Source organism: Streptomyces sp. CC228A, assembly GCF_021390935.1.
Taxonomy (GTDB): domain Bacteria; phylum Actinomycetota; class Actinomycetes; order Streptomycetales; family Streptomycetaceae; genus Streptomyces.
Map to the genome: position 1 here is coordinate 628,285 of NZ_JAJPUI010000002.1, position 25,962 is coordinate 654,246.

The window sequence follows — 25,962 nt, forward strand, 5'->3', positions numbered from 1 at the left end:
ACGGGACTACCCCGCTCTGGCGGGGACTACTGTTCCCGTAACACTGCCACGGCCCTCCTCATTCCGAGACACCTGGTCCGATCTGCGAGACGATTTCGTCCCAGTAGCCGGGCAGGGCTGTGAATGGGGCGTTTTGTCCGCGGTCGGTGAAGAAGATCGTCCCCGCGCCCTGCCAGCGGGCGATCCGGACGGCCTCCTCCAGATGACTGCGGGGCACCCCGTGGACCAGGTGCACGAACCGCTCCGGCGGATGGTCGGCGGTCCACTGCTCCGCCTGTGACCAGCGGTATTCCGTCCACGGCCCGCAGAAGGTCACCAGCTGGTCCCCGATCTCGGCGTAGCCGGGGTCGGGGTGGGCGCCGTGGCCCAGCACCAGATGGCAGCCGTCGGCGTCGTCCAGCACGGTCTCCAGCGTCGCCGCCAGCCGCCGCACCTCAGGCAGGGCTTCCCACTCTGTGGGACAGCCGTCCAGCAGGTAACCCGCCACCCGGTACCAGTCCGCGTACCGGTGGGCGTCGGAGACGACGTCCCCGAAGGGCCGCGGCCGGTCGCCGTCCCGCAGCGCGAGGTGGCCCAGCACGCGGACGCCCGCGTGGCGGAGCCGGCCGGCGACCTCCAGGCAGTGCGGGTCCGGCCGCGTGCCCGGCCCGTCCGACACGTTCAGCACGGCCCAGTGCAGCGGCGTCCCCGGCCGGGTCAGCTCGGCCCACTCCACCGGCGCGAGCAGCGGGTGCGCGTAGCCGGGGATGCCGATCCCGAGCCGCTCGGCGCCGGTCGCCGACAGGTCGGTCCCCGCGGTTGTCAGATGCGGCACGCCGCCTCCATCCAGATGTCGGCCAAGGACTCCTCCAGGCCGATCCGAGGCCGCCAGCCGAGCCGGTCGCGGGCGGTGCGCACGTCGGCCTGCTGCCAGGACCCGCAGCCGTCCGGGTACGGGTGGGCGCCCGGCACCCCACCGCCGAGCGGCACGTGGTCGCCGAGGCTGTCGGCGCGCTGCGCGGCGATGGCCGGCCGCGACGGGGGCCCGTCCAGCTCGTGCAGGGCGCCCGTGTACCCGGCGACACGGGACAGGACGGCCGCGGCGTCCCTGAGCCGTACGGCGCGGCCCGTGCCGATGTTCACCACGCCCTGGGCGGCGGACAGCGAGGCCGCGTGGACGGCCCGCGCCACGTCCCGTACGTCGACGAAGTCCCGCTGCACTCCGAGGCCGCCGAGCCGGAGCTCGCCGTCGCCGGACTGCATGGCCCGCCGCATGGCCTCCGCGAGCCGCCCGAGCGGCGAGCCGGCGGGGGTGCCGGGTCCCACCGGCGAGAACACCCGCAGGACCACCGCGTCGAGCCCGGAGCCGAGCACCAGCTCGGTGGCGGCCAGCTTCGACACGCCGTACGGCCCGCCGGGGCGCGGCACGGCGTCCTCCGCCGTGGAGGAGCCGGGCTGGGAGGGGCCGTACTCGGAGGCGCAGCCGACCTGCACCATGCGGGCGCCGCAGCGGCTGCGCCGCAGGGCCTCGCAGACGGTGGCGACGGCGACGGTGTTGTGCCGGGTCAGGTCGCGGGCGCCGCCGCGGGTGGCGCCCGCGCAGTTGATGACGACGCCGGGGTGGACGGCGTCCAGGAACCGGGTGAGGGCGCCGGGACTGCCGGAGGCGAGGTCGAAGCGGACGTCCGAGTCGTCGCGGCGGCCGAGGGCGGTCAGGTGCACCGCCGGGTCGGCGAGCAGCCGGTCGGCGACGTAGCGGCCGATGAATCCCGTGGCGCCGAGCAGCAGCACCCTCATCGCGCGCCCCCTTCGCGCCGGCGGTCGGCCGTCTGCGGGGATTGGGGGGTCATGTCCTGTGTCTCCTTGGTCGGTGGGGGTGTCGTGGTGGTCAGTCGGTCGGGTGGTGGTCAATCGGTCGGGTGGTGGTCAGGAGGCCGGTGGTGGTCAGGAGGCCGGTGGTGGTCAGGAGGCCGGTGGTGGTCAGAAGGCCGGTGGTGGTCAGAAGGCCGGTGGTGGTCAGAAGGCCGGTGGTGGTCATGGGGCCGGTGGTGGTCATGGGGCTGGTGGCGGCCAGGGGGGCGGAGGTGGTCGGTGGGAGCCCGGGGTAGTCCGGGGCGCGGACTGCGGTGGGCGTTGCGAGGCGGTCGCGGGGGAGCCGTGGTGGTCGGTGGCCGGGTGTTGCAGGGGCGGTCGCAGGGAAGCCGGGTGGTCGGTGGCGGGGTGGCAGCGGGACGCCTGGGCGGTCGGTCGGGGTGGTGGCCCCGGCGCGGGGGCGCGTCCGTGCCCGCGGCGGCGCGGGCCCCCTGCGCGGCCCCTCGCGTGCGCGGCCCGCACGGCCTCATCCACGCGTGCGGGGCGCCGTCACGGCCGGGCGTGCGCGGAGGCGCGCGCCAGGACGGCCGCGGCATGGGCCAGCAGGGCGAGCGCCGCCGCCCCGCAGGCCGCGGCGGGTACGGCGCCGGTGCCCCAGGTCGCGACGGCCACCCGCACGGGCCGGTCCAGGGCGTCCAGCCCCGGCAGCGGCAGCCGGGCCGCCAGCAGTGACGCGCAGGCGAGCCCTCCGCGGCGCAGGCCGCTCCGAGCCCGGCCGCCGCGGCCTCGCCGTACCCGTGGACGGCCAGCAGCCGGGCCGTGAACAGCAGCACGCCCAGCGCGACGGTCGGGGCGAGGGCCCCGGGGACCGTGCCCGGCACGAGCCCGGCGAGCACGGCGAGACCGGTGGCCGCGGCGAGCTGGAGCGCGACCACGGCGAGCAGCAGCGGCCTGGCCCGCGCGGCGAAGTCGTCCAGGCCGCGGCTGGCGGCGAGCCGCTGCCCGGCCCGTACGGCGAACAGCCGGGCGCAGGCGGCCGCCGCCGGCACGGCGAGGGCCAGCCCGAGGAGCGGCCCGGTCGCGGGGGCCACGGCTCGTGGAGGCCGCCCCGGACCAGCTGGTCCAGCAGCCCGTCGCCGTACGCGGCGTACGCGAGGAGGAGCACGGTCCAGCCGGTCAGGCCGAAGGGCGTGCGTCCCGGGGCGCGCAGCGGGCCGTGCCGCAGGGCGGCGCCGGTCGCCGCGGCGAGGGCGAGCAGCCCGGCCGCCGTGGCGGCGGTCCGCACCGGCCCGGTGGTGCCGGCGTGGGCGGCCGCGGTGAGGCCGGCCGCGGCGGCGGGCAGCAGGGCGGCCGGGAGCCATCGGGCGGCGGGCTGGGCCGTGCCGGCCGCGCGGGCGCCTGCCGGGCGGGGGCGTTCGTCGCCGCCGCGTGGGACGCGCGCGTACAGCTCCTCCGCCAGGGAGAAGACGTCGCGGTGGCGGAAGCGGGCGGCGGTGCGGTCGGTGAGCCCGCGCGCCTCCAGTCCGGCGGCGATCTCCAGGGGGTCGACGGCCCGCTCGCACAGGTCCCGGTGGCGGTGCAGCAGCACCTTCACGGGGTCGGCGGGGCCGCGGGCGGGTGCCGGGGCGGTGCGCTCAGACACGGGCACTCCCGAGGGGGCCGCGCCCGCGGGGGCGTGCGGCGCGGGCGGCGGGCAGCCGTGGGCCGCGGCGGTGCGCGGCGCGGCGGCGGGGGTGCGCGGCCCAGGCGGGTGCCGGGCGGGGGCCGCGGCGGTCCAGGGGACGGGTACGCGGGTCTCGGCCGGGTGGGCGAAGGGCACCGGATCTCCGTGGGTGTCCACCGCCTCGCTCTCGCGGTGCACGGGTGCGAGGGACAGCAGTTCGAGGTAGAGGGCGTGGAAGGCGGCGACGTTCTGCTCGGCGGTGAAGAGCTCCAGCGCGCGGGCGCGGGCCGCGGCGCCGAGCCGCTGCCTGCGCTCCGGGTCGCGCAGCAGCGCCAGGCAGGCGCCGGCGAGCGCCCGCGGGTTGCGCGGGGGGACGACGAGCCCGGTGCCGCCGATGACCTCCACGACCGCGCCGGCGTCGGTGGACACGGTGGCGCGGGCGCAGAGCATGGCCTCGACGAGGCCGAGGGGGAAGCCCTCGACGACGCTGGACAGCACGCTCACGCATCCGGCGGCGTAGGCGGAGGGCAGGTCGGGGACCTCAGGCCCGCCGATCTCCTCGAAGGTCACCGGGCTCTCGCCGACGGCGTGGGCCCCGGCGGCCTCGTCGGGGAAGAGCTGGGCGGCGAGGGCCGCGCAGTGGGTGAGGTAGCCGCGGGCCCCGGCGTCCCGTACGGGCGCGGCGATGACGCGCAGCCGGGTGTGCGGGAGCTCCCGGTGGACCTGGGCGAAGGCGTGGAGGAGCCCGACGAGGTCCTTGCCGGGTTCGACGCGGCCGACCCACACGAGGGTGCGGTCGTCGCCCGCGGAGGGTGCGGCCTCACCGACGGCGGCGAACCGTTCCGCTTCGAGGCCGGGGTGGATGGTGCGGATCTTGGAGCGGTCCGCGCCGCACCGCTCCTGCCAGCGCCGGGCGTGGCTGCTGCCCGGGGTGACGGCGTCGGCCCGGCGGTAGACCTCGGTGGCGAGGCGGCGCTGGAACGCGGCGAGCAGGGCGCGTACGGGCGGGCTGAGCCGGGCGTCGGCGGCCGACAGGTAGTGCGCGCGCAGCTGCACGCCGTACTCGGTGACCAGCAGTGGAGTCCCGAAGAAGCGTTTGGCCACCAGCCCGGGCAGGGCTGCCGTGCCGCCCGAGGCGGCGTGGCAGAGGTCGGCGGCGCCGAGCCCGTCGGCGGGGTCGTACCAGTCGAGCGACAGGGGGCGCAGGGCGCGTTCGAGCCGGTCGGCGAAGGCGAGGTAGTCGGGGACGGTGGCGGGGTGCACGCGCCGGCGTGCGCCGGGGGCGCGGCAGGCGGTTTCGAGGACGCGGGCGGCGCTCTCGGAGCGGAGGGCGGCGCAGAGGCCGCCGCGGTCGCGGGCGAGGTCGGCGAGCCCGTAGAGCCCCGAGGCGAAGGCAGCGGCCTGCGGGTCGTCGCCGCCGGGCCGGTGCGCTGCCGGTTCCGCGGTGGTGCGGCAGAGGGCGGTGACGAGGTCCGCGAGGTGGTCGGCGAAGCGCCGCCGGTCGCGCCGTCCGTAGCTGCGGGCGTCGTCGGTGGGCGCCCCCAGGGCTGCGGTCCGCACGCGGACGTTGCGGGGGTGCGGGGTGCGACGCCGCGAGGCTGCCCGGCGCGGTGCTCGGAGGAGGCGCGGCCGTACGGGCCTGCGCCGTCCGGCGCGCCGCCGCTCAGTGCGTAGACGTCGAACTCGTGCTGTGCGAGCCCGCGCACGAGCCGGTCGCACCAGAGCCTGGAACCACCTGCTGCATACGGGTCGCGACTTTCCGTGAGCAGTCCGATGCGCACGAGCACACCCCCGATCTCCCTTGTGTGCGGCCGCCGTTGATCCGGCGACTCGCGGCGGGACGACCGTAAGCGGACAGGGCGGTGGTGCGACGGACGGTTGTCCGTCGCACCACCGGAAGGGGTGAATGCACGTAACTTTCGCGGACCGGTTGCGTTCTGTTGCGCTAGATCACCTGATGGTCACACTGCGTCAGGCTGACGGGTAGACCCAGGGGTTGGGGCGGCAGGCGATGCCGTCGATCTCCAGCGTCTTGGTCTGCTGCTGCATCACGGGGGCGAGCCCGCCGGGCTTCCGGCAGTTCTCGTGGTTGTGGCCCAGCCGGTGGCCCACCTCGTGGTTGATGAGCATCTGCCGGTAGGCGAGCATCCCGTCCGGGCCGTAGGTGTCGGCGCCCCGCGCCCAGCGGTAGGCGTTGATCATGATGCGCTGGGTGGCGGCGGAGTCGCAGGACACGTTGTCGACGGTGGTGTCGAGCCCCGACTTGGCGCACCAGACGCCCGTCGTGCCGGGGCTGGCCAGGGTGATGACGAACTCGGGGTCCCCGCTGGAGATCCGCTCGAAGGTCATGGCGCCGCCGTGGGCCCAGCTGCGGTCGTCGTTGAGGGTCTCCTGGACGGCGCGGGCGAAGAGCGCCGCGTCGAGCCCGAGGCCCTTCTCCACGTCGACGCGGTAGCGCACCTTGCGCCCCTTGCCGGGGGCCGGGTCGGCTCCCGGCACGGCCTCGAAGTCGCCTGAGCCCTTGAGGTCGGGGGCGATGTCGAACTGCCGGGTCATCAGCACGGCGTACGTCGGCGGTGCGGACGCGGACGCCGTGGGGGCCGCGGGGGCCGGTGACGCGGAGCCCTGCGACGGTGTGGGCCGCTGGTCGGACCGCGAGACGGCGTCGCCGGCACCGGGCCGCGCCGACGCGTCCGCGGCCCTGGCGCCGCGGGCCGCGCGCTGCCCGCCGTCGGCGACCTGCCCGGCCACGACGACCGCGAGCACGGTGGTCACCGCCGCCGCGACGACCCCGGCGAAGGTGCGCCCGATCCCGGACCGCCGCTGCGCGGCGGCTCCCCGCTCTCCTCGTCCGCCGGGTCCTGACCGCCGGCACCGGGCCCGCCGGGCCCGTCCTTGCCCTGCTCGTCGAACGCCTCGACGAACTCGCGCCGGGGCCCGGGTATCCGCGGCGGCCCCTGGGCGATCCGCCCGGCGGCCCGGGGAGGCGGCGCCGCGGGGTCGGGCGCGGCGGCGTAGGGGCCGCCGCCCCAGCCGCCCCCGGCCTCCCGCTGCTCCGGATGCCCGCCCCGCACCGGCGGGGCGGCGTGGGCCGCGGCCGTGCCGTGCGGCGGTGTCCCGCCGGCCGGGCCGTACGGGCCGTACGCCTCCCTCGGCCGCGGGTCCTGCGCCGGTACGGGCGCCGGCGCCTGCGCGGCACCGGACCTGCGGCGGCGCCCCGTACCGGCGGCCGCGGCGGCCGCGGACCGGCCGGCGTCCGCGCCCTGCTCCGTACGGGTCGAACCCTTGCGGCTGTGGCGTCCCACCCCCGGATCAGCTCCCCGTCCGGCCGCCGGCGCGCCGCCCGGCATCGCCGGACCCGCCGATCAGGTCCCGTACTGCCCGGGCGACCTCGTCCGGGTACTCCATCATCGCCACGTGCCCGGCCTCCGGCAGCGTCAGCAGCCGGGCGTCCCGGAAGGCCGCGGCGGCCCGGCGCGCCATCCGGTACGAGACGATCTGGTCGCGCCCCCCGTACACGAGGAGCGTGGGCGCGAGGACGCGTTCCGCCTGGCGCCACAGGTTGTGCTGTCCGCCCAGCGTGTAGGCGTCGACGATGCCGCGCGCCGAGCGGGCCATCGCGTCCCAGAAGTACGGCAGCTCCAGGCGCCGCTCCATCTCCTCCACCGCGGCCCGCAGCCCGTCCTCGGTGACCCGCCGGGGGTCGCCGTAGCAGAGCGCGAGGACTCCGCGCACCCGCTGCTCGGGCGTCCAGTCCCTGGTCATGCGCGCGAAGAGGCGGGCCGCACCGGGCACCGCCAGCAGGCCCGTGGGCCAGGCCGTGCGCTGCGCCCGCAGTTCGGGCAGCGCGGGCGAGACCAGGGCGAGCGTGCGGACCAGGTCGGGCCGGACGGCCGCGACCCGGACGGCGACGGCGCCGCCGAGGGAGTTGCCGATGAGGTGGACGGGGCCGCGCCCGCCGCTGTCCAGCAGGCGGATGACGGCCCGGGCGTGGCCGGTCACCGAGTAGTTGCCGTCGTCGGGCGGCGGGGAGGCGCCGAAGCCGGGCAGGTCGACGGCCTCGCCGTCCAGCAGGTCCTCCAGCAGCGGCATCAGCGCCGACCAGTTCTGCGAGGAGCCGCCGAGGCCGTGCACGTACAGCGCGGGCGCCCGGCCGCGGCGCTCCGAGGGGCGGAAGCGCAGGTTCAGGGTGAGGCCCGGCAGCGCCACGGAGCGGAGTCGTTCGCCGTCCGCGACCCGCACGGAGCGCGCCCGGGAGGCCGCGGCGGCGGTGGGGGACGCGGACGCGGGCAGCTCGGTCGAAGACATGCGGCAATGTTACGAGACGATCACGCCCGTGAAGTTGTGTCCGCCGTCACACGTCGCATAGCGCTGGAAAGAGTGAGCCCATACGCTCGTTTCGAGAGCTCGCCGAGGGTACTCGTGCGCCGACACGCCCCCGAGGCGGGGCCGCAGGAAGAGGAAGGGGAGCCATGACCGTCGACCCTACGGATCCCGAGACCCTGGCGGAGAACGGCGAGGAGGACGCGGCGGCGGCCGAGCTGGACGACGAGGCACCCGAGGCCGACGCGGCGGAGCAGCACACCGAACTCAGGCAGCACCGGGACGAGCCGCTGACCGGGATCGACCCCGCGGTGGCGAACGAGGCGGACGCCGTGGAGCAGCGGCGGGTGGTCACGCTGGACGAGGACGACTACCGCTGAGGACGACTACCGCCGAGGGCCGCTGCCGCCGAGGGCGACGTGGGGGCTCCCGGGGCTCCGCCTGGCGGTGGGCGGGCCGCCGCTGCCACCTGTCTCACCGCAGGTCCGCCGCCGGTCCGCCGCTTTCTGGCGGTATGCCGGGGTTCCCTGTGGCCCCGGCTGGTTCAAGGTTGAAGCTCTGCCTACCGTCGGCGTCCGATACGTGAAATTCTGCGCTCGCGACGCGCACAGTCGGGTTACCGAAAAGTACGATGGCGGGCGCGGCACACCGCACATGTGGATCGATTTTGGGAGGCGGCGTGACAGCCATCGAGCAGACAGAGGCAGCACGCCCGAGAGGCACCCGCCTGCCGCGCCGAGCCCGACGCACCCAGCTGCTGGGCGCCGCACAGGAGGTCTTCGTCGCCCAGGGGTACCACGCGGCGGCCATGGACGACATCGCGGAGCGGGCCGGCGTCAGCAAGCCCGTCCTGTACCAGCACTTCCCGGGCAAGCTGGAGCTGTACCTGGCGCTGCTCGACCAGCACTGCGACTCCCTCCTCCAGTCCGTCCGCACGGCGCTCGGCTCCACCACGGACAACAAGCAGCGCGTGGCGGCCACGATGGACGCCTACTTCGCGTACGTGGAGGACGAGGGCGGCGCCTTCCGGCTGGTCTTCGAGTCGGACCTGACGAACGAGCCCGCCGTGCGGGAGCGCGTGGAGCGCGTGTCGCTGCAGTGCGCCGAGGCCATCTCCCAGGTGATCGCCGAGGACACCGGGCTGTCGAAGGACGAGTCCATGCTGCTGGCGGTGGGCCTGGGCGGGGTGTCCCAGGTGGTCGCCCGGCACTGGCTGGCGAGCCACTCCCCCGTGCCCCGCGACCGCGCCGTAGAGCTGCTGACGTCCCTGGCGTGGCGGGGTATCGCCGGGTTCCCGCTGCACGGCGCCGAGGGCCACTGACCGGGCGGGGCGGCGGCTGTTCGCTGTTGGCGTGCGCCGCCGGGCCGTGGGCCTTCCCCTCTCCGGGCTAATGTGTGCAGCGTACGGCGCGGCTGGCCGCGCATCGCTGACCGTTCGGAGGGACATAGCCGTGGAGGTCAAGATCGGCGTGCAGCACGCGCCCCGGGAGATCGTTCTGGAGAGCGGGCAGTCCGCCGAGGACGTCGAGCGCCTCGTGGGTGAGGCGCTGGCCGGCAAGGAACGGCTCCTCAGCCTGACCGACGAGAAGGGCCGCACGGTGCTCGTGCCGGCCGACCGGATCGCGTACGTGGAGATCGGCGAGCCTGCGGTGCGCCGGGTGGGCTTCGGCGCGATCTGAAGTCGCACGGCGCCCTGGGCACCGGACCGGTGAGAGGCCCGGCGGGATCACCCCCGCCGGGCCTCCGCCTTTCCCGGCAGCCCAAAGGAGCCGGGCCCCACGCGGACCCTCGGGCTGGGGAGGCGGTATCCCGGCGGCACCTCGGGCGACGGTGGTGGCGGGCCCTGGCCCGGCCGGGCGATACGGATCCGCGGCCGCAGGCCGCAGGGGGCGGGTCGCGGACGGAGCGACGTGGGCCCCCGCGGCACCTCAGGCCGCAGAGGGGCGGGCCCCGGACGGCGCGATACGAAACCCGTCGGCGCCTCAGGCCGCAGAGGAGCGGGCCCTGGACGGGCGGCGATACGGATCCGCGGCCGCGGACCGCAGAAGAGCGGGCCCCGGACCGCGCGATACGGAACCCGGCGGCGCCTCAGGCCGCAGTGGTACGGGCACCCCGGACGGGGCAGTGCGCCCGGGTGGTGCCGGTCCGGATGGGGTGCGGGGCTCGGGGAAGAGGCTGGTCGGGGCGTTCTTGAGGGGCGGCCGGGAGGATTGCGGTCCGCGTGTCACGGGTAGGACGGGCTACGACCGTTTTGACCCGCCCCGCCGTCCGCGAGGTGATGCGTGTGTACTGGGAAGCGCTCGGCTCCGTCCTCCTCGGGCTCGCCCTGGCGTGGGCGGCCCTCCTGCGGATGCCCGACCGGCTTCCGCCGCGGCGCACGGTGCTGGTGACGGGCGTCCTCGGCGCCCTGTTCGGCGCCTTCGTCAGCCACGCGGCGCTCGGCCCCGGCTTCGTGCTGGGCACGCTCGTCGGGGCGGCCGCGGTCAGCGCCGTCCTGCTGTCCCTGCTGATCCGCCCGGCGAGCCGCCGCCTGCGCCGATCCGCGGCGGCGTGACGCACCGCGCCGCCGCCCCTCCCCTACCGAGGAACACCCGGTCCCCGCGACCGCGGCCGTCGCACGGACGGCCGCGGAGGCCGGGGCGACGAGCGCAGCCGATGAGCCACCGGCCGAGCGAGCGCCCCGGGTGAGGGGACGCGCCCCCGGGTAGGCCGGCGCCGCCGGCCCAGGGGGAGCCGTCAGGAGGCCAGGCCGAGGGCCGCCATCCGCTTGGTGTGGGCCTTGGTGATCCGCGAGAACATCTCGCCCACCGCCGCCAGGTCGAAGCCGTCCGCGACCCCGCCGACCAGCATGGTCGACAGGGCGTCGCGCTCCGCGACCACCCGCTGGGCCTGCGACAGCGCCTCCCCCATGAGCCTGCGCGCCCACAGCGCGAGACGGCCGCCGAGCCGCGGGTCCGCCTCGATCGCGGCGCGCACCTTCTCCACGGCGAAGTTCCCGTGCCCGGTGTCGTCGAGCACCGACAGCACCAGCGCGCAGGTGTCGGAGTCCAGCCGGGTCGCCACCTCCCGGTAGAAGTCGCTGGCGATGGAGTCGCCGACATACGCCTTGACCAGGCCCTCCAGCCAGTCCGAGGGAGCGGTCTGCAAGTGGAAGTCGTCCAGCGGCTTGGCGAAGGGCTCCATCGCGGCCGTGGGGTCCTCGCCGATCGCGGCCAGCCGGTTCCGCAACTGCTCGAAGTGGTGGAACTCCGCCGACGCCATCTTCGCCAGCTCCGCCTTGTCCGCCAGCGACGGGGCCAGCTTCGCGTCCTCGGCGAGCCGCTCGAAGGCCGCGAGCTCTCCGTACGCGAGCACCCCCAGCAGGTCGACGATCGCCTCGCGGTACCGCGGGTCGGCGGACGCGGCGGCCCAGTCCTTGGCGGCGATGCCGGTCGGCGCGGGGCTGCCGGCGGCGGTGTCTTCTGCGGTGTTGGCGTTGTCAGGCGTCTCCATAGAAGCGCACAATAGCCCGCCCTCCGCGCCCCGGAAGGACGCAGTCAGCGAGTGTGACCTCCCCCTCCTTGTGAATTGCCCCAACACACCTGCGCGATTCCGGGGTACAGTGATAAAGCGCCTGTCGAGTATGCGGACACTTCCGCATGGGCTCGGGAGGCCGTTCCATGAATGAGGATGCCCGGTCGGTGGCCCGATCGGCTCCGACCCGACAGCCCTCCGTGCGCTCTCGCACATGAGGGGCCCTCAGCGGTGTGACGCTTCGAGCGACGGCAGTGGTCCCGCGCCACCCGGCAGCGACCTCCAGGTCCGCGGCCGGCAGATGTTCCGGCGCGGTCACGACCCTCGCGGTCGAGACCCCCAGCGTTCGCCTCATGCCGCGGTTCACAGAAGAGGCGACACCCTGACTACGCAGCCTACGACTTTCCGAGAACTCGGGATCCTCCCCGAGACCGCCGAGGCCCTGGAGGCCGTCGGCATCACCACCCCCTTCCCCATCCAGGAGATGACGCTCCCGGTCGCGTTGTCCGGCACCGACGTCATCGGGCAGGCCAAGACCGGCACCGGCAAGACCCTCGGTTTCGGTCTGCCGCTGCTGGAGCGCGTCACGGTCCCCGCGGACGTCGAGGCGGGCCGGGCGCAGCCCGAGCAGCTGACCGACGCGCCGCAGGCCCTGATCGTCGTGCCCACCCGCGAGCTGTGCACCCAGGTCACGAACGACCTGCTGACCGCGGGCAAGGTCCGCAACGTCCGCGTGCTGGCGATCTACGGCGGCCGGGCGTACGAGCCGCAGGTCGAGGCCCTGTCCAAGGGTGTCGACGTGGTCGTCGGCACCCCGGGCCGGCTGCTCGACCTGGCCGGGCAGCGGAAGCTGGACCTCTCCCACATCCGCACGCTCGTGCTGGACGAGGCGGACGAGATGCTCGACCTGGGCTTCCTGCCCGACGTCGAGAAGATCATCGACAGGCTGCCGCCGAAGCGCCAGACCATGCTCTTCTCGGCGACCATGCCCGGCGCGGTGATCGGCCTGGCGCGCCGCTACATGTCGCAGCCCACGCACATCCGCGCCGCCGCGCCGGACGACCAGGGCATCACGCACGCCAACATCAAGCAGTTCGTCTACCGCGCCCACTCGATGGACAAGCCGGAGATGATCGCCCGCATCCTGCAGGCCCGCGGCCGCGGTCTGGCGATGGTCTTCTGCCGTACGAAGCGCACGGCGGCGGACATCGCGGAGCAGCTGGAGCGGCGCGGCTTCGCCTCGGGCGCGGTCCACGGCGACCTCGGCCAGGGCGCCCGCGAGCAGGCGCTGCGCGCGTTCCGCAACGGCAAGGTCGACGTGCTGGTCTGCACGGACGTCGCCGCCCGCGGCATCGACGTCGAGGGCGTCACGCACGTGATCAACTACCAGTCGCCCGAGGACGAGAAGACGTACCTCCACCGCACCGGCCGCACCGGCCGCGCGGGAGCGTCCGGTACGGCGGTCACGCTGGTGGACTGGGACGACATCCCGCGCTGGCAGCTGATCAACAAGGCGCTGGAGCTGGACTACAACGACCCGGTCGAGACGTACTCCACGTCGCCCCACCTCTACCGCGACCTGGACATCCCGGAGGGCACGAAGGGCGTCCTGCCGCGGGCCGAGCGCACCCGTGCCGGGCTCGACGCGGAAGAGGTGGAGGACCTCGGTGAGCCGGGCGGCCGCGGGCGCGGCCGTGCGGCGCGCGGGGGCCGCGGGCACGAGCGTGAGGAAGAGCGCCCCGCGCGCACCCGCACGCCCCGTCAGCGCCGCCGCACGCGCGGCGGGCAGGCGCTCGAAGAGGGCGCCCCGGTGGCGGACGCGCCCGCTGCGGGCCCCGAGGCGGAGACCGGCGCGGTGCCGGCCGAGCGCCGCACGCTGCGCCGTCGCCGCCGCACCCGCGCGGGCGGGGCGGCCGCAGTGGAGGCGACCTCCGCGGTGACGCCGGAGGCCCCGCAGCCCGAGGCCGCCGCCGTGGCCGTGCAGCCGGAACCGGCTGCGGAGGCCGTGGCGGCCGTCGAGACCGCCGAGGCCCCCGCCGAGCGCAGGCCCCGGCGCCGTACCCGCTCGTCGTCTGCTGCGGCAGCCGTGGAAACGGCGGAAGGCACGGAGCAGGCCACCGCGCCGAAGCAGCGCCGCACCCGCACCTCCGCGGCCGCCAAGGCCGTCGAGACGGCTGAAGGGACCGAGTCGGCCGCCCCTGCGGCGGAGGAGGCCGAGGCCAAGCCGCGCCGCCGTACCCGCAAGGCCACCACGGCCAAGGAGCCCGTGGAGGGCACCGAGGGCGCTGCGGCCGCCGAGGCGCCGGCGGAGCCCGAGGCCAAGCCCCGCCGCCGTACCCGCAAGGCCGCCGCGGCCGCCGACACCGCAGCGGTCGAGGAGCCCGCGGCCGAGGCCGCGCCCCGGCGCCGCCGCGCCCGGAAGGCCGCCGCGGTGCAGCCCACGGAGGCCTGACCCCGCAGCAAGCGCGACGCCCCCGCAGCCTCACCCGAGGCGGCGGGGGCGTCGCTCTGTCACGGCCCCGCGTGCAGGTGTACCGGGCCCGGCTGCCCGCCTCCCCGTGCGGGAGGCGTACGGGGAGGCGGCCGGCGGACCGCGGCATGCGGACCGCGAGCGGTGCGACGGTCAGCAGGCGGCGGCGCCCCAGTCACCGGCACAGGTCAGCGGGCCGGGCGCCAGCCGGCGGCCGGTCGGCCCACCGTCGGCAGCACCCCGGCGGCGGACCCGCAGCCGGCACCCTCGCGGCGGACCGGCCATCGGCGCCGTGGCCGGCCGCGAACGCCCCGAACCGCCTGGCAGCCCGACAGCACCGACAGCACCGCCAGCCCAGAGCAGCACCGCCGTCAGGGCACCCCAGCAGCCCCGGGACCCCCGGACCGCCGCGCCGCCCCAAGTGCCCCAGCAGCCCCGGACCGCCACGACACCCAGCAGCCCCGGCACCCCCGGACCGCTCGGCAGCCCCGCCAGCCCCAAGCACCCCGGCACCCCCCGACCGCCGCGCCGCCCCAAGTGCCCCGGCAGCACCGTCCCGCCACGCCACCCCCAGCAGCCCGGGCACCCCGGACCACCTCGGCAGCCCCACCAGCCCCAAGCACCCCGGCACCCCGACCGCCGCGCCGCCCCGACACACCCGAACCGCCCTGCCGCCCTGCCGCCCTGCCGCCCTGCCGCCCTGCCGCCCCGAGCATCCCGGTACGCCGGGACCGCCGCGCTGCCCTCACCAGCCCCGGCACCCCCGGACCACCTCGGCAGCCCCGCCAGCCCCAAGCACCCCGGCACCCCGACCGCCGCGCCGCCCCAAGTGCCCCAGCAGCCCCGGACCGCCACGACACCCAGCAGCCCCGGCACCCCCGGACCGCTCGGCAGCCCCGCCAGCCCCAAGCGCCCCGGCACCCCGACCGCCGCGCCGCCCCCAGCAGTCCCGGCAACCGGCGCCCCGAGCACCCCCGGACCGCCGCGCCACCCCCAGCGGCCCCCGGCCCACGGCCCCGGCCCCGGCCCCGGCCCCGGCAACCGCTGCCCCCGGCGATCCGCGGGCTGTCCGCCACCGCGGTGCCAGGTCGGGGTCGGCCGGCTGTGGCCCTGGGGCCGGAGGCAGGGGGCTGCGGGGCATCGCTGGGGTGAGGGACCGTTAGCCTCGGGGCATGAGTCGGCCGCCCACCTTCGTACCGCCCGCCTGTGCCCGTGCCCGAGTGCTGGAGACCGCCCGGGGCCCCTTCGCCGTGCTCGACGCCGCGCCCCCGGGTGGTCGCCCGGTGAGCGGCACCGCGCTCCTGCTGCCCGGGTACACCGGCAGCAAGGAGGACTTCATCGCCATGCTGGAGCCCCTCACCGATGCCGGGTACCGGGTCGTCGCCGTCGACGGACGGGGGCAGTACGAGACGGCCGGGCCGGACGACCCGCGGGCCTACGCCCAGCGGGAACTGGCACTCGACGTGCTCGCCCAGGCGGAGGCGCTGCGCGGCGACGGCACGCCCCTGCACCTGCTGGGACATTCGCTCGGCGGCCAGATCGCCCGGGCCGCCGTGCTGACCGACCACGCCCCGTTCGCGTCGCTCACCCTCATGAGCTCGGGGCCGGCCGAGGTCGCCGCCCCGCAGCGGGAGAAGATCAAACTGCTCGGGGACGCTCTCGGGGCGCTCGGCATGGACGAGGTCTGGACGGCCATGCGCGCGCTGGACCCCCCGGAGGACGCCGACGACCCGCTGCGTGGCGGCGACCGGGAGGACCTGCGGCAGCGCTGGCTGCGCCACAACCCGGCGCAGCTCACCGCCACCGGGCGCCAGTTGAGCACCGAGCCGGACCGGGTGGCGGAGCTGGCCGCGCTGCGTCCGGCGCTGCCCTGCCACGTGCTGTCCGGGGAGCGCGACGACACCTGGCCGGTGCCGCTGCTCGACGCGATGGCGGCGCGGCTCGGCGCCCACCGCACGGTCGTCGCGGGCGCGGAGCACTCGCCCAACACGGACCGGCCCCGGGAGACCTCGGAGGCGGTGGCGGCGTTCTGGGACCGGGCGGGCCGCCCCGGCAACGCCGCTGAAGCACGGGCGTAACCGGGACCGGCGAGCATGGCGCGACCGGGCCGCACGCGCGGCCCACCGCGCGACGAAGGGGACCGCCATGCGCTTCGAGATCATGCGCCTCGACGACGTCGACGGCGCCGCCGTGGACCGTACGGTGGTGGACGCCGCCTCCGTCGGCCGGATCGTGCAGCAGGCGGCCGCGACCGGCCAGCGGATCTACATCCGCCCGGCCGGCCCCGACGCCCCCTGACGGCGTGCCGCTGCCGCCCGTGGCCCATGGGCGGGGCGCTGGGGCGCGCGGCAGGCGTACGAACGCCCCCGTGCGCGGTGCACGGGGGCGTCCCGGGTCCGTCGGGATCAGCCCGATCAGGCGGTACCGTTGATGGTCTGGGTCACGCCGTTGATGATCTGCTGCACGGCGATCGCCGACAGCATCATCCCGGCGAGGCGGGTCACCAGGACCACACCGCCGTCCTTGATGACCCGGATGATGACCAGCGAGTAGCGCATGGTCAGCCACAGCACGACGTGCATGGCGGCGATGGCCGCCCAGACCGAGACCTGCCCCGCGGCGCCGTCGGCGTGCTGGACGGCGAGGATCACGGCGACGATCGCACCGGGGCCCGCGAGCAGCGGCATGCCCAGCGGTACGAGCGCGACGTTGACGTCCTTGGTCTGCTTCGGCTCGTCCGTCTTGCCGGTGAGCAGGTCGAGCGCGATGAGCAGGAGCAGCAGGCCACCCGCGATCATCAGGGCGGGCACGGACACGTGCAGGTAGTCGAGGATCTGCTGGCCCAGCAGGCCGAAGACGGTGATCACGCTGAAGGCGACGGCCACCGCCTGCCAGGCCATGCGGCGCTGGACCTTGGTGGCGCGCCCGGAGGTCAGCGCGAGGAAGATCGGAGTGATCCCGGGGGGATCCATGATGACAAAAAGGGTCAGAAAGAGAGAGCCGAAGAGGGCGAGGTCGAACACGATGTGGCCTTGCGGAGAGGGTTGTGCAGGGGAATGCCGCCCGAGGAGCGGGCAGGCCGGGGAAAGTGCGGGGCGGGAGGGGCGGGGCCCCTCACCGGGCGCTGCGGGGTGTCGGCCCCGGACCGTCAGGCGTCGACGCGTCCGCCCGCGCCCGGGACCGGGAAGGCTCCGGCGGCGCGCCGCGTGATCTCACCGAAGATCTCGGGGTCGGTGGTGTGGTCGCCGAGCGCGCAGGTCTTGCGGGTGCCGTGGTAGTCGCTGGAGCCGGTGGTGAGCAGGCCGAGGTCGGCGGCGAGGCCGCGCAGCCGGGCCCGGGTCGGCTCGTCGTGGTCCATGTGGTCGACCTCGATGCCGTCCAGGCCGTACGCCGTGAGGTCGGCGATCACGGAGTCGGGAGCGGTCTGGCCGCGCTTGACCGCGGCGGGGTGCGCGAAGACCGTGACGCCGCCCGCCTCCTTGACCAGGCGGATGGCCTTGAAGGGGTCGAGTTCGTGCTTCTCGACGTACGCCCGGCCGCCGTCGGCGAGCCACTCGGTGGTGAAGGCGCCGGAGACGTCGGGGACGACACCCAGCTCGACCAGGGCCTGCGCGATGTGCGGGCGTCCCACGGAACCGTCACCCGCGATGGCGGCGACCCGCTCCCAGGTCACCGGTACGCCCCGCTCCTGGAGCTTGGCCACCATGGCCCGGGCGCGCGGGACGCGGTCGTCGCGGACCAGCTCCATCTCGCGGGCCAGCTCGGGCTCGGCGGGGTCGAAGAGGTAGGCCAGCAGGTGCATGCCGACGCCGTTGAGGCGGCAGGACAGCTCGGCGCCCGTGACGAGGGTGAGGCCCTCGGGGAGCGCGGCGATCGCCTCGGCGTGGCCCCGGGTCGTGTCGTGGTCGGTCAGCGCGACCACGTCGAGACCGGTGGCGGCGGCGCGCCGCACCAGCTCGGCGGGGGTGTCCGTGCCGTCGGAGGCCGTGGAGTGGGTGTGCAGGTCGATGCGCACGACTCGGCTCCAGGGCTCGGTACGGAAGAACGGGGACACCCAAGAATAACCGGCACCGCGGGCCGCCGAACCGTGGCCGTGCTCACGTCACGACAGCAGCCGCGGCGACAGCGCCCCGCAGGGGACCAGGTCCGTCTCGGCTCCCGCCTCCCGCAGGTCCGCGAGCACCAGCTCGTCGTACAGCATCAGCCCGGCCGCCTCGGGCCAGGCGATGGCCCACAGCCACAGGCCGCGCGCCTCGCCCGCGAACACCGCCCGGTCCTCCGGGGTGCCGGCGACGTGCCACAGCGGTGTCGGGCGCCCGCCCGCCAGCACCTTCGCGTGCGGCGCCTTGGCCGTGCACAGGTGCGGCCCCGGGTCGGGCCCATCGAGTCCGGCGTGCCGGGCGCCGAGGCCGACGCCGAGTTCCTCGGCGATCAGCAGCAGCTCCCCCACACCGCCCAGCGGGCCGGGGCCGGAGCAGGCGACGGCGGTGGCGCGGCCGCCGCTGCGGTCGTCGCCGGCGTACGCGACGCCGGTGAAGAGCCAGCCGACGGGCAGGGGCCACGGCATCCACACCGGGACGCGGGCGCGGTGCACCACCACCCGCAGCGCTTCCACGCTGGGTGGGACCACCGGTTGCAGCGGGAAGACGGGACCGTGCACGTCGCACTGCCAACGGTCGGCGAAGAGGCCGGGCGGCCGGACCCGGCGTCCGCACTTCGGGCAACTGGGTTCGCCCCTCATAGCGTTCAACGGTCCTCCCCCGCCGTCGCCGCGTCAAGGACGATCACCCGTCCGGTGTGCCCCGCCGCACCCTCCGGGCCCCCGAAGGCACCCCCGCCGGTGTGCCCCGCCGCACCCGCCGGGCTTCCCGAGGAGCCCCGTGCGGTGTGCCCCGCCCTACTCGCCGGGCCTCCGGGGGCGGCCCGGCCGTCAGTCGAGCCGGACCCCGGACCGCAGGGGATCGCGCAGGTCCGTGCCCGCGGCGAGCCAGCGCTCCTCCAGCGCCTGGGCCCCGTGCACCCGCTTCCAGGCGGCCTCGTTCGGGGTCATCGGCAGCAGCGGCAGGAAGCGGACCGGATCCATGCCTTCCTCCGGCGGCTCCAGGTCCGGGACGAGGCCTCCGGGCTCCGCGACCAGCACGGACGTGAAGGGCGCGCCCGGCCACAGCGGCTCACCGACGTCGAGGGACGCCCCGGGCGCCACGACGACGCCCTCCACCTGCGGGGACGCGGCGAGCACGGCGAGCGGGCGGAGCACCTTGTCGGTGTCGGCGAGGCCGGCCCGCACCGACAGCACCAGTTCGGCGCGCGGACCCTTCACGGGGTCGGCGACGACCGCGGTGGGATCGGTCATCGGCTGCGCGGACATGCCGAGGGTGGCGTAGCGAACCACGGTGCGGGGCGCGTCGCCGTTCTCGGTGCCGGTGAACCGCAGCACCTCGATGCGCTCCGCGCCGAGGAAGGTCACCGCCGCCCTGGCATCAGGTTCACCGAGCGCCGTCCGCAGCCGCGCCTCGACGAGCGCGAGAACTTTTGCCATGCCGCGAGCATAGAGTGCGTATCGAACGGGCAAAGGAAGGGATTGACCTTCAGGCGGCTGCTAGTGTGGGCCGCTGTCCGGGACGGTACTCCGAGAGTGCTTTCAGGTCCCGACGACTCGTCATCCCCCACGGGGGACCGGCCGGAGGAGGTGGGACTGCGGTGGATCGAAGTCGACCGTGCAGTACCAGCCGCTCTTCCGCGCCGCACGCGCCGCGCAGCACGTACGCCTTCCCCGCCCGCTGACCGGTCCGCCGGCCGCGGCGCCGCTTCCTTCCCGTACCGCCCCTCGCCGGGCCGTCCGGAGCGGATGAGGCGTACCACGCACGCGCACGGGGCACTCGCGCCGCCGGAAGAGCACGTTTCCGCCCTCTTCCCGCTTCCCGCCGCTCGGCGGGCCGCGGAACCGAACCGCGAAACCGCGAACACCGTCATCGTGAACGCGGTGCCACCCGCTTCGGGGGCGTACGCGCCGAGCCGCCCGCCGGCCCCGCCGACGTCTCCGTTCCGGGTTGCGCCACGCCCCGCCGACGGCTTCCCCTGAAGGAGCCCGCCATGTCGATGATCCGTGAGCTGCGTGCCGTCGTCCGGCCGTCCCTGCGCAAGCGCAACACCGCCCCGTACCCGCCGTACGGCGGCTACGACGCGACGCGCGACCCGTCGGCGTCGACCGCGGTCGTCGACTGCGCCGTCTACCGCGAGGGCCGCCGGCTGAAGGAGGAGGAGCCGCTGACGCCCCGTGAGGCGATGCGCAGGGTGCGCGACGGCGGCGGCTTCGCCTGGATCGGTCTGCACGAGCCGACGGAGGCCGAATTCGCCGGAATCGCGGCCGAGTTCGGGCTGCACCCGCTGGCCGTGGAGGACGCGGTGCACGCGCACCAGCGGCCGAAGCTGGAGCGGTACGACGACACCCTCTTCACCGTCTTCAAGACGGTCCACTACGTGGAGCACGCCGAACTGACCGCGACCAGCGAGGTCGTGGAGTCGGGCGAGGTGATGTGCTTCACCGGCCGGGACTTCGTCATCACGGTGCGGCACGGCGGGCAGGGCTCGCTGCGCAACCTGCGGCACCGGCTGGAGGCCGACCCGGAACTGCTCGCGAAGGGCCCGTCGTCCGTGCTGCACGCGATCTCCGACCACGTGGTCGACGGGTACATCGCGGTCGCGGACGCCGTCGAGATCGACATCGACCAGCTGGAGATCGACGTGTTCTCGCCGCCCGCGAAGGGCAGCACGCGCGGCGCCGACACCGGCCGGATCTACCAGCTCAAGCGCGAGGTGCTGGAGTTCAAGCGGGCCGTGATGCCGCTGATGCGGCCGATGCAGCTGCTGAGCGAGCGGCCCATGCGCCTCGTCGACCCCGACATCCAGAAGTACTTCCGGGACGTGGCCGACCACCTGGCCCGGGTGCAGGAGCAGGTCGTCGGCTTCGACGAGCTCCTCAACTCGATCCTCCAGGCGAACCTGGCCCAGGCGACGGTCGCGCAGAACGAGGACATGCGCAAGATCACCTCGTGGGCGGCGATCATCGCGGTGCCGACGGCGGTCTGCGGCGTCTACGGGATGAACTTCGAGCACATGCCGGAACTCCAGTGGAAGTACGGCTATCCGCTGGTGCTCACCGCGATCATCGGCACCTGTTTCGCCATCCACCGCACCCTCAAGCGCAACGGCTGGCTGTGACTAAGCTGCGGGCATGACTGACGACCTGCTGCTCGGCCGCGCTCTCGTCGAGGAGGCCACGAAGAAGTCCGGCCTCGTCTGGGTGCGCGGCGACGGGTCCGCGCGGGCGCTGTGGCACGTGTGGCACGAGGGGGCGGCCCATGTCGTCGGGGACGGTCCCGGTGAGCAGCCGCTGCCGAGCGGCCTGGTGGACGGCGCCTGTGCGGAGGTCACCGTCCGCAGCAAGGACAAGGGCGGCCGGGTCGTCGCCTGGACGGCGGACGTGCGGGAGCTCGCCCCGGATTCCGAGGAGTGGCGGGCCGCGGTCGAGGAACTCAAGGGCAAGCGGCTGAACGCCCCGGACGCGGAGACGATGACCGCGCGGTGGGCCCGGGAGTGCCGGGTGCTGCGGCTCGCCCCTCGGGAGGTGTCCACGGAGCTGCCGGACGGTTCGCTGGCCGCGGCGCCGCTGCCGAGCCCCGCGACCACCCGCCGCCCTGCCCCGGCGGCCCTGCCGCGCCTGCTGTTCCGGCGCAAGCGCCGCTAGGTGCGCTGCCGCAGAGGTGCCGTCCCCGCAGGGCGAGCCGGTGAGGGGCCCCGCGTGAGCCGCCGCGTCGGCGCGCTGGTCTCGGACCGGGGCGTGCCGGTCCGCGCGGTGCTGCCGGCCGGCGCCGTCAGCGCGTACCGCTCCGGGGCCTCGGCCCCCTGGATCGCGGTCGGGGCGGTGGCCCTCCTCGGCGCCACCGCCGCACCCGTACGGGACGTACGGCGCCTGCGGGCACGGTCGGCGGGCTGACGGGCGGCACGAGGCACCGGCCGGGCCGCAGCCGCCGACCCCGCTCAGGCCCGCACGGCGCCGCCGCGCGCCGGACCGCGAGACCGCGGCCCGGCCCGGCCCGGCCGGTCAGCCGCTGGTGCGGGGCAGCTGCTTGCCGTAGTCGAGGGTGGCGTCCTTCGCCGGCGGGTCCAGGGTGAAGTCCTTGTCCCAGTCCGTGAGGACGACGACCCCCGCGCCGCCGCCGCGCGCGAACCGCATGGGATACGGCGTCCCGTCCAGGGAGACGTCCAGGGTGCCGCCCTCGCCGTGCGGACCGCCCGCGACCTTGATGGTGCGTTTGCCCGCGATGGAGTCGCGCTTCCCCTTCGTGGTCTCGCCGTGCAGCGTGATGAGCCCGCTGACCAGGACGTTCTTCTCGGTGAAGCCGCGCAGCAGCTTGTACGAGGGGTCGTCCTGCGGCACCTTCACGTACTTGCCGTCGAGCTTCTCCGCGGCCTGCACGTCCTCCTTGGTCGTCTCACCCGAGCTCTCCGCCCGGCGCCAGAACTCGGCCCCGGCCTTCATGTAGAGCAGGTCGCCGATGCGCAGCAGCTCGAAGCGGGAGTTCCGGGTGGCGACGGAGCCCGCGGCGCCGTCCTGCTTGAGCCGCATGTTCAGCTTGTACGAGACGCCCTTGCTGACGAGGGTTCCCGACAGCCGCACCGCCTTCGCCGCCGTGGCGGAGGACTGGGCCTTGGCCTCGATCTGCCGGGCGGTCAGCTTGCCGATCCCGTTCGTGCCCGCGTCCGGATCCTCCTTCGCGCATCCGCTCAGCGCCGCCGCGGCGCCGACGCAGAGCGCGACGGCCAGGGCGGCACGGGAACGACGGGCATGCGGAGCCGGAGGGGGAAAGGTCACCAGCGCTGCCTCTCAGAATCTCACCGTGGGGGGACGCAGACCGCAGCGTACCGGGGCCCGGCGACCGGCTCCGCACAGAGCCGTACGGACCGCCTGCCTGGCCGAGCCGAACCATATCGAGCTAGCCTGAATCCCCGTATGACGGATATGGAAGTGGACGTCGGGAGGAGGGCGGCATGGTGGCAGGCGCCCCCCGGATCTTCGTCTCGCACCTCGCGGGAACCGCCGTCTTCGACCCCAACGGCGACCAGGTGGGCCGGGTCCGCGACCTGGTGGCCATGCTGCGGGTGGGTCGCCGTCCGCCCCGGGTGCTGGGACTGGTCGTGGAGGTGATCGGCCGGCGCCGGATCTTCCTGCCGATGACCCGCGTGACGGGCGTCGAGTCGGGACAGGTCATCACCACCGGCGTGCTCAACGTGCGCCGCTTCGAGCAGCGGCCCACCGAGCGGCTCGTCCTCGGCGAACTGCTCGACCGCCGGGTGCGGATGGTCGACGGCGGCGACGAGGTCACCGTGCTGGACGTGGCGATGCGGCAGCTGCCCGCCCGCCGCGAGTGGGAGATCGACAAGGTGTTCGTCCGCCGGGGCGGCGGTGGGGCGCTGCGGCGCAAGGGCGAGACGCTGACGGTGGACTGGTCGGCGGTCACCGGCTTCTCCCTGGAGGAGACCGGTCAGGGCGCGGAGAGCCTGCTGGCCACCTTCGAGCGGATGCGCCCCGCCGACGTGGCGAACGCCCTGCACCACCTGTCGCCGAAGCGGCGCGCCGAGGTCGCCGCCGCCCTGCACGACGACCGGCTCGCGGACGTGCTGGAGGAGCTGCCGGAGGACGACCAGATCGAGATCCTCGGCAAGCTGAAGGCCGAGCGCGCCGCGGACGTGCTGGAGGCGATGGACCCGGACGACGCCGCCGACCTGCTGTCGGAGCTGCCGGAGGAGGAGAAGGAGCGGCTGCTGCGGCTCATGCGGCCGGACGACGCGGCGGACGTGCGGCGGCTCATGTCGTACGAGGAGCGCACCGCGGGCGGTCTGATGACGACCGAACCGATCGTGCTGCGCCCGGACGCGACCGTCGCGGACGCGCTGGCCCGGGTCCGCCAGCAGGACCTGCCGCCCGCGCTGGCGGCGCAGGTCTACGTGTGCAGGCCGCCCGACGAGACGCCGACCGGCAAGTACCTGGGCACGGTCCACTTCCAGCGGCTGCTGCGGGACCCGCCCTTCACGCTGGTGTCGGCGGTCGTCGACACCGACCTGGAGCCGCTGTCGCCGGACACCCCGCTGCGGACGGTGACCAGCCACCTGGCGGCGTACAACCTGGTGGCGGCGCCGGTCGTGGACGACGGCGGGTCGCTGCTCGGCGCGGTCACGGTGGACGACGTGCTGGACCACCTGCTGCCGGAGGACTGGCGGGAGGCCGAGTTCGAACCGGACGGCAACGGCGACGGGCTCTCCCGCCGGGCGCAGCCGCGCCGGGGGCCGGCGGGAGGGGGCGCGCATGGGGCCTGAGCGCGAACGCGTCCCGGAGTGGGGCCACGGCCGCGAGCGTGCCGCCTCCCCGCGGGAGCGGGCGGCGGCGGTGCGGGACCGGTCGGCCCCGCGGGCCCGGCTCGACCAGCCGCTGGACCAGCCGCGGGTGCGGCGGCCGAGGATCCTCCCGGAGTACGACCCCGAGGAGTTCGGGCGGCTGTCGGAGCGCATCGCCCGGTTCCTCGGCACGGGCCGCTTCATCGTCTGGATGACGGTCTTCATCATCACCTGGCTGACGTGGAACATCAGCGCGCCCGCGGCGCTGCGGTTCGACCCGTACCCGTTCATCTTCCTCACCCTGATGCTGTCGCTCCAGGCGTCGTACGCGGCGCCGCTGATCCTGCTCGCGCAGAACCGGCAGGACGACCGGGACCGGGTGAACCTGGAGCAGGACCGGGCGCAGAACGAGCGGTCGATCGCGGACACCGAGTACCTCACCAGGGAGATCGCCGCGCTGCGGATGGGCCTGGGCGAGGTCGCGACCCGCGACTGGATCCGCTCCGAGCTGGAGGACCTGGTGCGGGAGCTGGAGGAGCGGCGGGCCGTATTCCCGCCCGGAGCGTCCGCGCGGAGTGACGAAGGCGACCGCTGACGGGCTTTCCCGGGCCCGTGCCCGGCGCCGTACCATCGTCAGCATGACGACGGAAGACGCGGTGCGCGACGCACTGGCGACGGTGAACGACCCCGAGATCAACCGACCGATCACAGAGCTCGGCATGGTCAAGTCGGTGGAGATCGGCGCGGACGGAGCAGTGGCCGTCACCGTCTACCTGACGGTGTCCGGCTGCCCGATGCGCGAGACGATCACCAGGAACGTGACCGAGGCGGTCTCCCGCGTCGTGGGCGTCACCCGCGTCGACGTGTCCCTGGACGTGATGAGCGACGAGCAGCGCAAGGAGCTCGCGGCGGCGCTGCGCGGCACCACCGCGGAACGCGAGGTGCCGTTCGCCAAGCCGGGTTCGCTGACCCGGGTGTACGCGGTGGCGTCCGGCAAGGGCGGCGTCGGCAAGTCGTCGGTGACCGTGAACCTGGCCGCGGCGATGGCCGCCGACGGGCTGAAGGTCGGTGTCGTCGACGCCGACATCTACGGCCACAGCGTGCCGCGCATGCTGGGCGCGGACGGCCGTCCGACCCAGGTCGAGAACATGATCATGCCGCCGTCCGCGCACGGCGTGAAGGTGATCTCCATCGGCATGTTCACGCCGGGCAACGCGCCGGTGGTGTGGCGCGGCCCGATGCTGCACCGCGCCCTCCAGCAGTTCCTCGCGGACGTGTACTGGGGCGACCTGGACGTCCTGCTCATGGACCTGCCGCCGGGGACCGGCGACATCGCGATCTCCGTGGCGCAGCTCGTGCCGAACGCCGAGATCCTCGTCGTCACCACCCCGCAGCAGGCCGCGGCGGAGGTCGCCGAGCGGGCCGGTTCCATCGCCGTGCAGACCCACCAGAAGATCGTCGGTGTCGTCGAGAACATGTCGGGCCTGCCGTGCCCGCACTGCGACGAGATGGTCGACGTCTTCGGCACGGGCGGCGGCCAGAAGGTCGCGGACGGACTGACGAGGACGACGGGCGCCACCGTGCCGGTGCTGGGCTCGATCCCGATCGACGTGCGGCTGCGCGAGGGCGGGGACGACGGCAGGCCCGTCGTGCTGTCGGACCCGGACTCCCCCGCGGGCGCCGCGCTGCGCGCCATCGCCGGGAAGCTGGGCGGCCGCCAGCGCGGGCTGTCCGGCATGAGCCTGGGCATCACGCCCCGCAACAAGTTCTGACCGCTCCGCCGCGGGGCGCCGTTCCTTCCGGGACG

Annotated in this window: 23 protein-coding genes and 2 pseudogenes; 13 read left to right on the top strand and 12 right to left on the bottom strand. The window is 75.3% G+C overall.

Features of this window, described 5'->3' with window-relative positions; all coding sequences use genetic code 11:
- Positions 1-58: 58 nt before the first annotated feature.
- The 6 genes and pseudogenes from L6E17_RS08120 to L6E17_RS08150 form a co-directional block, all read right to left on the bottom strand.
- Positions 59-814 carry a spherulation-specific family 4 protein gene (locus L6E17_RS08120; protein ID WP_236240073.1) on the bottom strand — a complete coding sequence of 252 codons (756 nt, stop codon included), beginning with the start codon at positions 812-814 and terminating at the stop codon, positions 59-61.
- A complete protein-coding gene (locus tag L6E17_RS08125; RefSeq protein ID WP_236240074.1) occupies positions 802-1,776 on the bottom strand; it encodes an NAD-dependent epimerase/dehydratase family protein in 975 nt (324 codons plus the stop codon). Before L6E17_RS08125 ends, L6E17_RS08120 begins: the two co-directional genes overlap by 13 nt.
- A gap of 91 nt (positions 1,777-1,867) precedes the next feature.
- A complete protein-coding gene (locus tag L6E17_RS08130) occupies positions 1,868-2,017 on the bottom strand; it encodes a hypothetical protein (protein ID WP_236240075.1) in 150 nt (49 codons plus the stop codon).
- Between the two features lie 1,464 nt (positions 2,018-3,481).
- A pseudogene (locus L6E17_RS31385) lies at positions 3,482-5,235 on the bottom strand (DUF3492 domain-containing protein); the annotation flags it as partial.
- 190 nt (positions 5,236-5,425) lie between these two features.
- A pseudogene (locus tag L6E17_RS08145) lies at positions 5,426-6,759 on the bottom strand (DUF3152 domain-containing protein).
- 7 nt (positions 6,760-6,766) lie between these two features.
- Positions 6,767-7,762, bottom strand: a complete 996-nt coding sequence (locus L6E17_RS08150) for an alpha/beta fold hydrolase (protein ID WP_236240076.1) — start codon at positions 7,760-7,762, stop codon at positions 6,767-6,769.
- 164 nt (positions 7,763-7,926) lie between these two features.
- Here L6E17_RS08150 and L6E17_RS08155 point away from each other — a divergent pair, with 164 nt between their 5' ends.
- From L6E17_RS08155 to L6E17_RS08170, 4 genes are all read left to right on the top strand, one after another.
- Positions 7,927-8,157, top strand: a complete 231-nt coding sequence (locus L6E17_RS08155; RefSeq protein WP_236240077.1) for a hypothetical protein — start codon at positions 7,927-7,929, stop codon at positions 8,155-8,157.
- 299 nt (positions 8,158-8,456) lie between these two features.
- The gene (locus tag L6E17_RS08160) at positions 8,457-9,098 is read left to right on the top strand and encodes a TetR/AcrR family transcriptional regulator (protein WP_236240078.1); all 642 of its coding nucleotides are present in this window, start codon (positions 8,457-8,459) and stop codon (positions 9,096-9,098) included.
- Between the two features lie 130 nt (positions 9,099-9,228).
- Entirely contained in the window at positions 9,229-9,456 is a 228-nt protein-coding gene (locus L6E17_RS08165) for a DUF3107 domain-containing protein (protein WP_236240079.1), read from the top strand.
- Positions 9,457-10,061: 605 nt separating this feature from the next.
- Entirely contained in the window at positions 10,062-10,331 is a 270-nt protein-coding gene (locus L6E17_RS08170) for a hypothetical protein (protein ID WP_236240080.1), read from the top strand.
- Positions 10,332-10,513: 182 nt separating this feature from the next.
- Here the strand turns inward: L6E17_RS08170 and L6E17_RS08175 are convergent, their stop codons facing one another.
- Complete coding sequence (locus L6E17_RS08175; protein ID WP_236240081.1) at positions 10,514-11,269, bottom strand: ferritin-like fold-containing protein; 756 nt, start codon at positions 11,267-11,269, stop codon at positions 10,514-10,516.
- A 505-nt stretch (positions 11,270-11,774) separates the two neighbouring features.
- On the opposite strand from L6E17_RS08175, the gene L6E17_RS08180 reads away from it, so the two are divergent.
- The 3 genes from L6E17_RS08180 (at position 11,775) to L6E17_RS08190 (ending at position 16,058) form a co-directional block, all read left to right on the top strand.
- Positions 11,775-13,742, top strand: coding sequence for a DEAD/DEAH box helicase (locus tag L6E17_RS08180; RefSeq protein ID WP_236240082.1), 1,968 nt, complete (start codon positions 11,775-11,777; stop codon positions 13,740-13,742).
- Positions 13,743-14,932: 1,190 nt separating this feature from the next.
- Positions 14,933-15,838 (top strand): alpha/beta fold hydrolase, encoded by a 906-nt coding sequence (locus tag L6E17_RS08185; protein WP_236240083.1) that lies wholly within the window; start codon positions 14,933-14,935, stop codon positions 15,836-15,838.
- Positions 15,839-15,905: 67 nt separating this feature from the next.
- On the top strand, positions 15,906-16,058 hold the full coding sequence (locus tag L6E17_RS08190) for a hypothetical protein (protein ID WP_236240084.1): 153 nt from the start codon (positions 15,906-15,908) through the stop codon (positions 16,056-16,058).
- 116 nt (positions 16,059-16,174) lie between these two features.
- Here L6E17_RS08190 and L6E17_RS08195 read toward each other — a convergent pair whose 3' ends face one another.
- From L6E17_RS08195 to L6E17_RS08210, 4 genes are all read right to left on the bottom strand, one after another.
- Complete coding sequence (locus tag L6E17_RS08195) at positions 16,175-16,783, bottom strand: MarC family protein (protein WP_236240085.1); 609 nt, start codon at positions 16,781-16,783, stop codon at positions 16,175-16,177.
- Positions 16,784-16,908: 125 nt separating this feature from the next.
- On the bottom strand, positions 16,909-17,775 hold the full coding sequence (locus tag L6E17_RS08200; RefSeq protein WP_236240086.1) for a PHP domain-containing protein: 867 nt from the start codon (positions 17,773-17,775) through the stop codon (positions 16,909-16,911).
- An 87-nt stretch (positions 17,776-17,862) separates the two neighbouring features.
- Entirely contained in the window at positions 17,863-18,501 is a 639-nt protein-coding gene (locus tag L6E17_RS08205) for a DUF6758 family protein (RefSeq protein WP_236240087.1), read from the bottom strand.
- 189 nt (positions 18,502-18,690) lie between these two features.
- Positions 18,691-19,299 carry a suppressor of fused domain protein gene (locus L6E17_RS08210; protein ID WP_236240088.1) on the bottom strand — a complete coding sequence of 203 codons (609 nt, stop codon included), beginning with the start codon at positions 19,297-19,299 and terminating at the stop codon, positions 18,691-18,693.
- Between the two features lie 554 nt (positions 19,300-19,853).
- On the opposite strand from L6E17_RS08210, the gene L6E17_RS08215 reads away from it, so the two are divergent.
- Genes L6E17_RS08215 through L6E17_RS08225 form a run of 3 tightly spaced genes read left to right on the top strand, consistent with a single transcriptional unit; the run spans position 19,854 to position 21,756 of the window.
- A complete protein-coding gene (locus L6E17_RS08215) occupies positions 19,854-20,981 on the top strand; it encodes a magnesium and cobalt transport protein CorA (RefSeq protein ID WP_236240089.1) in 1,128 nt (375 codons plus the stop codon).
- 13 nt (positions 20,982-20,994) lie between these two features.
- Positions 20,995-21,507 carry a hypothetical protein gene (locus L6E17_RS08220; protein ID WP_236240090.1) on the top strand — a complete coding sequence of 171 codons (513 nt, stop codon included), beginning with the start codon at positions 20,995-20,997 and terminating at the stop codon, positions 21,505-21,507.
- A gap of 54 nt (positions 21,508-21,561) precedes the next feature.
- Positions 21,562-21,756, top strand: a complete 195-nt coding sequence (locus L6E17_RS08225) for a hypothetical protein (RefSeq protein ID WP_236240091.1) — start codon at positions 21,562-21,564, stop codon at positions 21,754-21,756.
- 108 nt (positions 21,757-21,864) lie between these two features.
- On the opposite strand, the gene L6E17_RS08230 is transcribed toward L6E17_RS08225, so the two are convergent.
- On the bottom strand, positions 21,865-22,635 hold the full coding sequence (locus L6E17_RS08230; protein WP_236240092.1) for a hypothetical protein: 771 nt from the start codon (positions 22,633-22,635) through the stop codon (positions 21,865-21,867).
- A gap of 176 nt (positions 22,636-22,811) precedes the next feature.
- Between L6E17_RS08230 and L6E17_RS08235 the strand changes: the two genes are divergently transcribed.
- Genes L6E17_RS08235 through L6E17_RS08245 form a run of 3 tightly spaced genes read left to right on the top strand, consistent with a single transcriptional unit; the run spans position 22,812 to position 25,927 of the window.
- Positions 22,812-24,137: a magnesium transporter MgtE N-terminal domain-containing protein gene (locus L6E17_RS08235; RefSeq protein ID WP_236240093.1), complete on the top strand. Its 1,326-nt coding sequence runs from the start codon at positions 22,812-22,814 to the stop codon at positions 24,135-24,137.
- Positions 24,127-24,750, top strand: coding sequence for a DUF1003 domain-containing protein (locus L6E17_RS08240; RefSeq protein WP_236240094.1), 624 nt, complete (start codon positions 24,127-24,129; stop codon positions 24,748-24,750). Before L6E17_RS08235 ends, L6E17_RS08240 begins: the two co-directional genes overlap by 11 nt.
- A gap of 43 nt (positions 24,751-24,793) precedes the next feature.
- Entirely contained in the window at positions 24,794-25,927 is a 1,134-nt protein-coding gene (locus L6E17_RS08245) for an Mrp/NBP35 family ATP-binding protein (RefSeq protein WP_236240095.1), read from the top strand.
- The last annotated feature ends 35 nt before the right edge of the window (positions 25,928-25,962 follow it).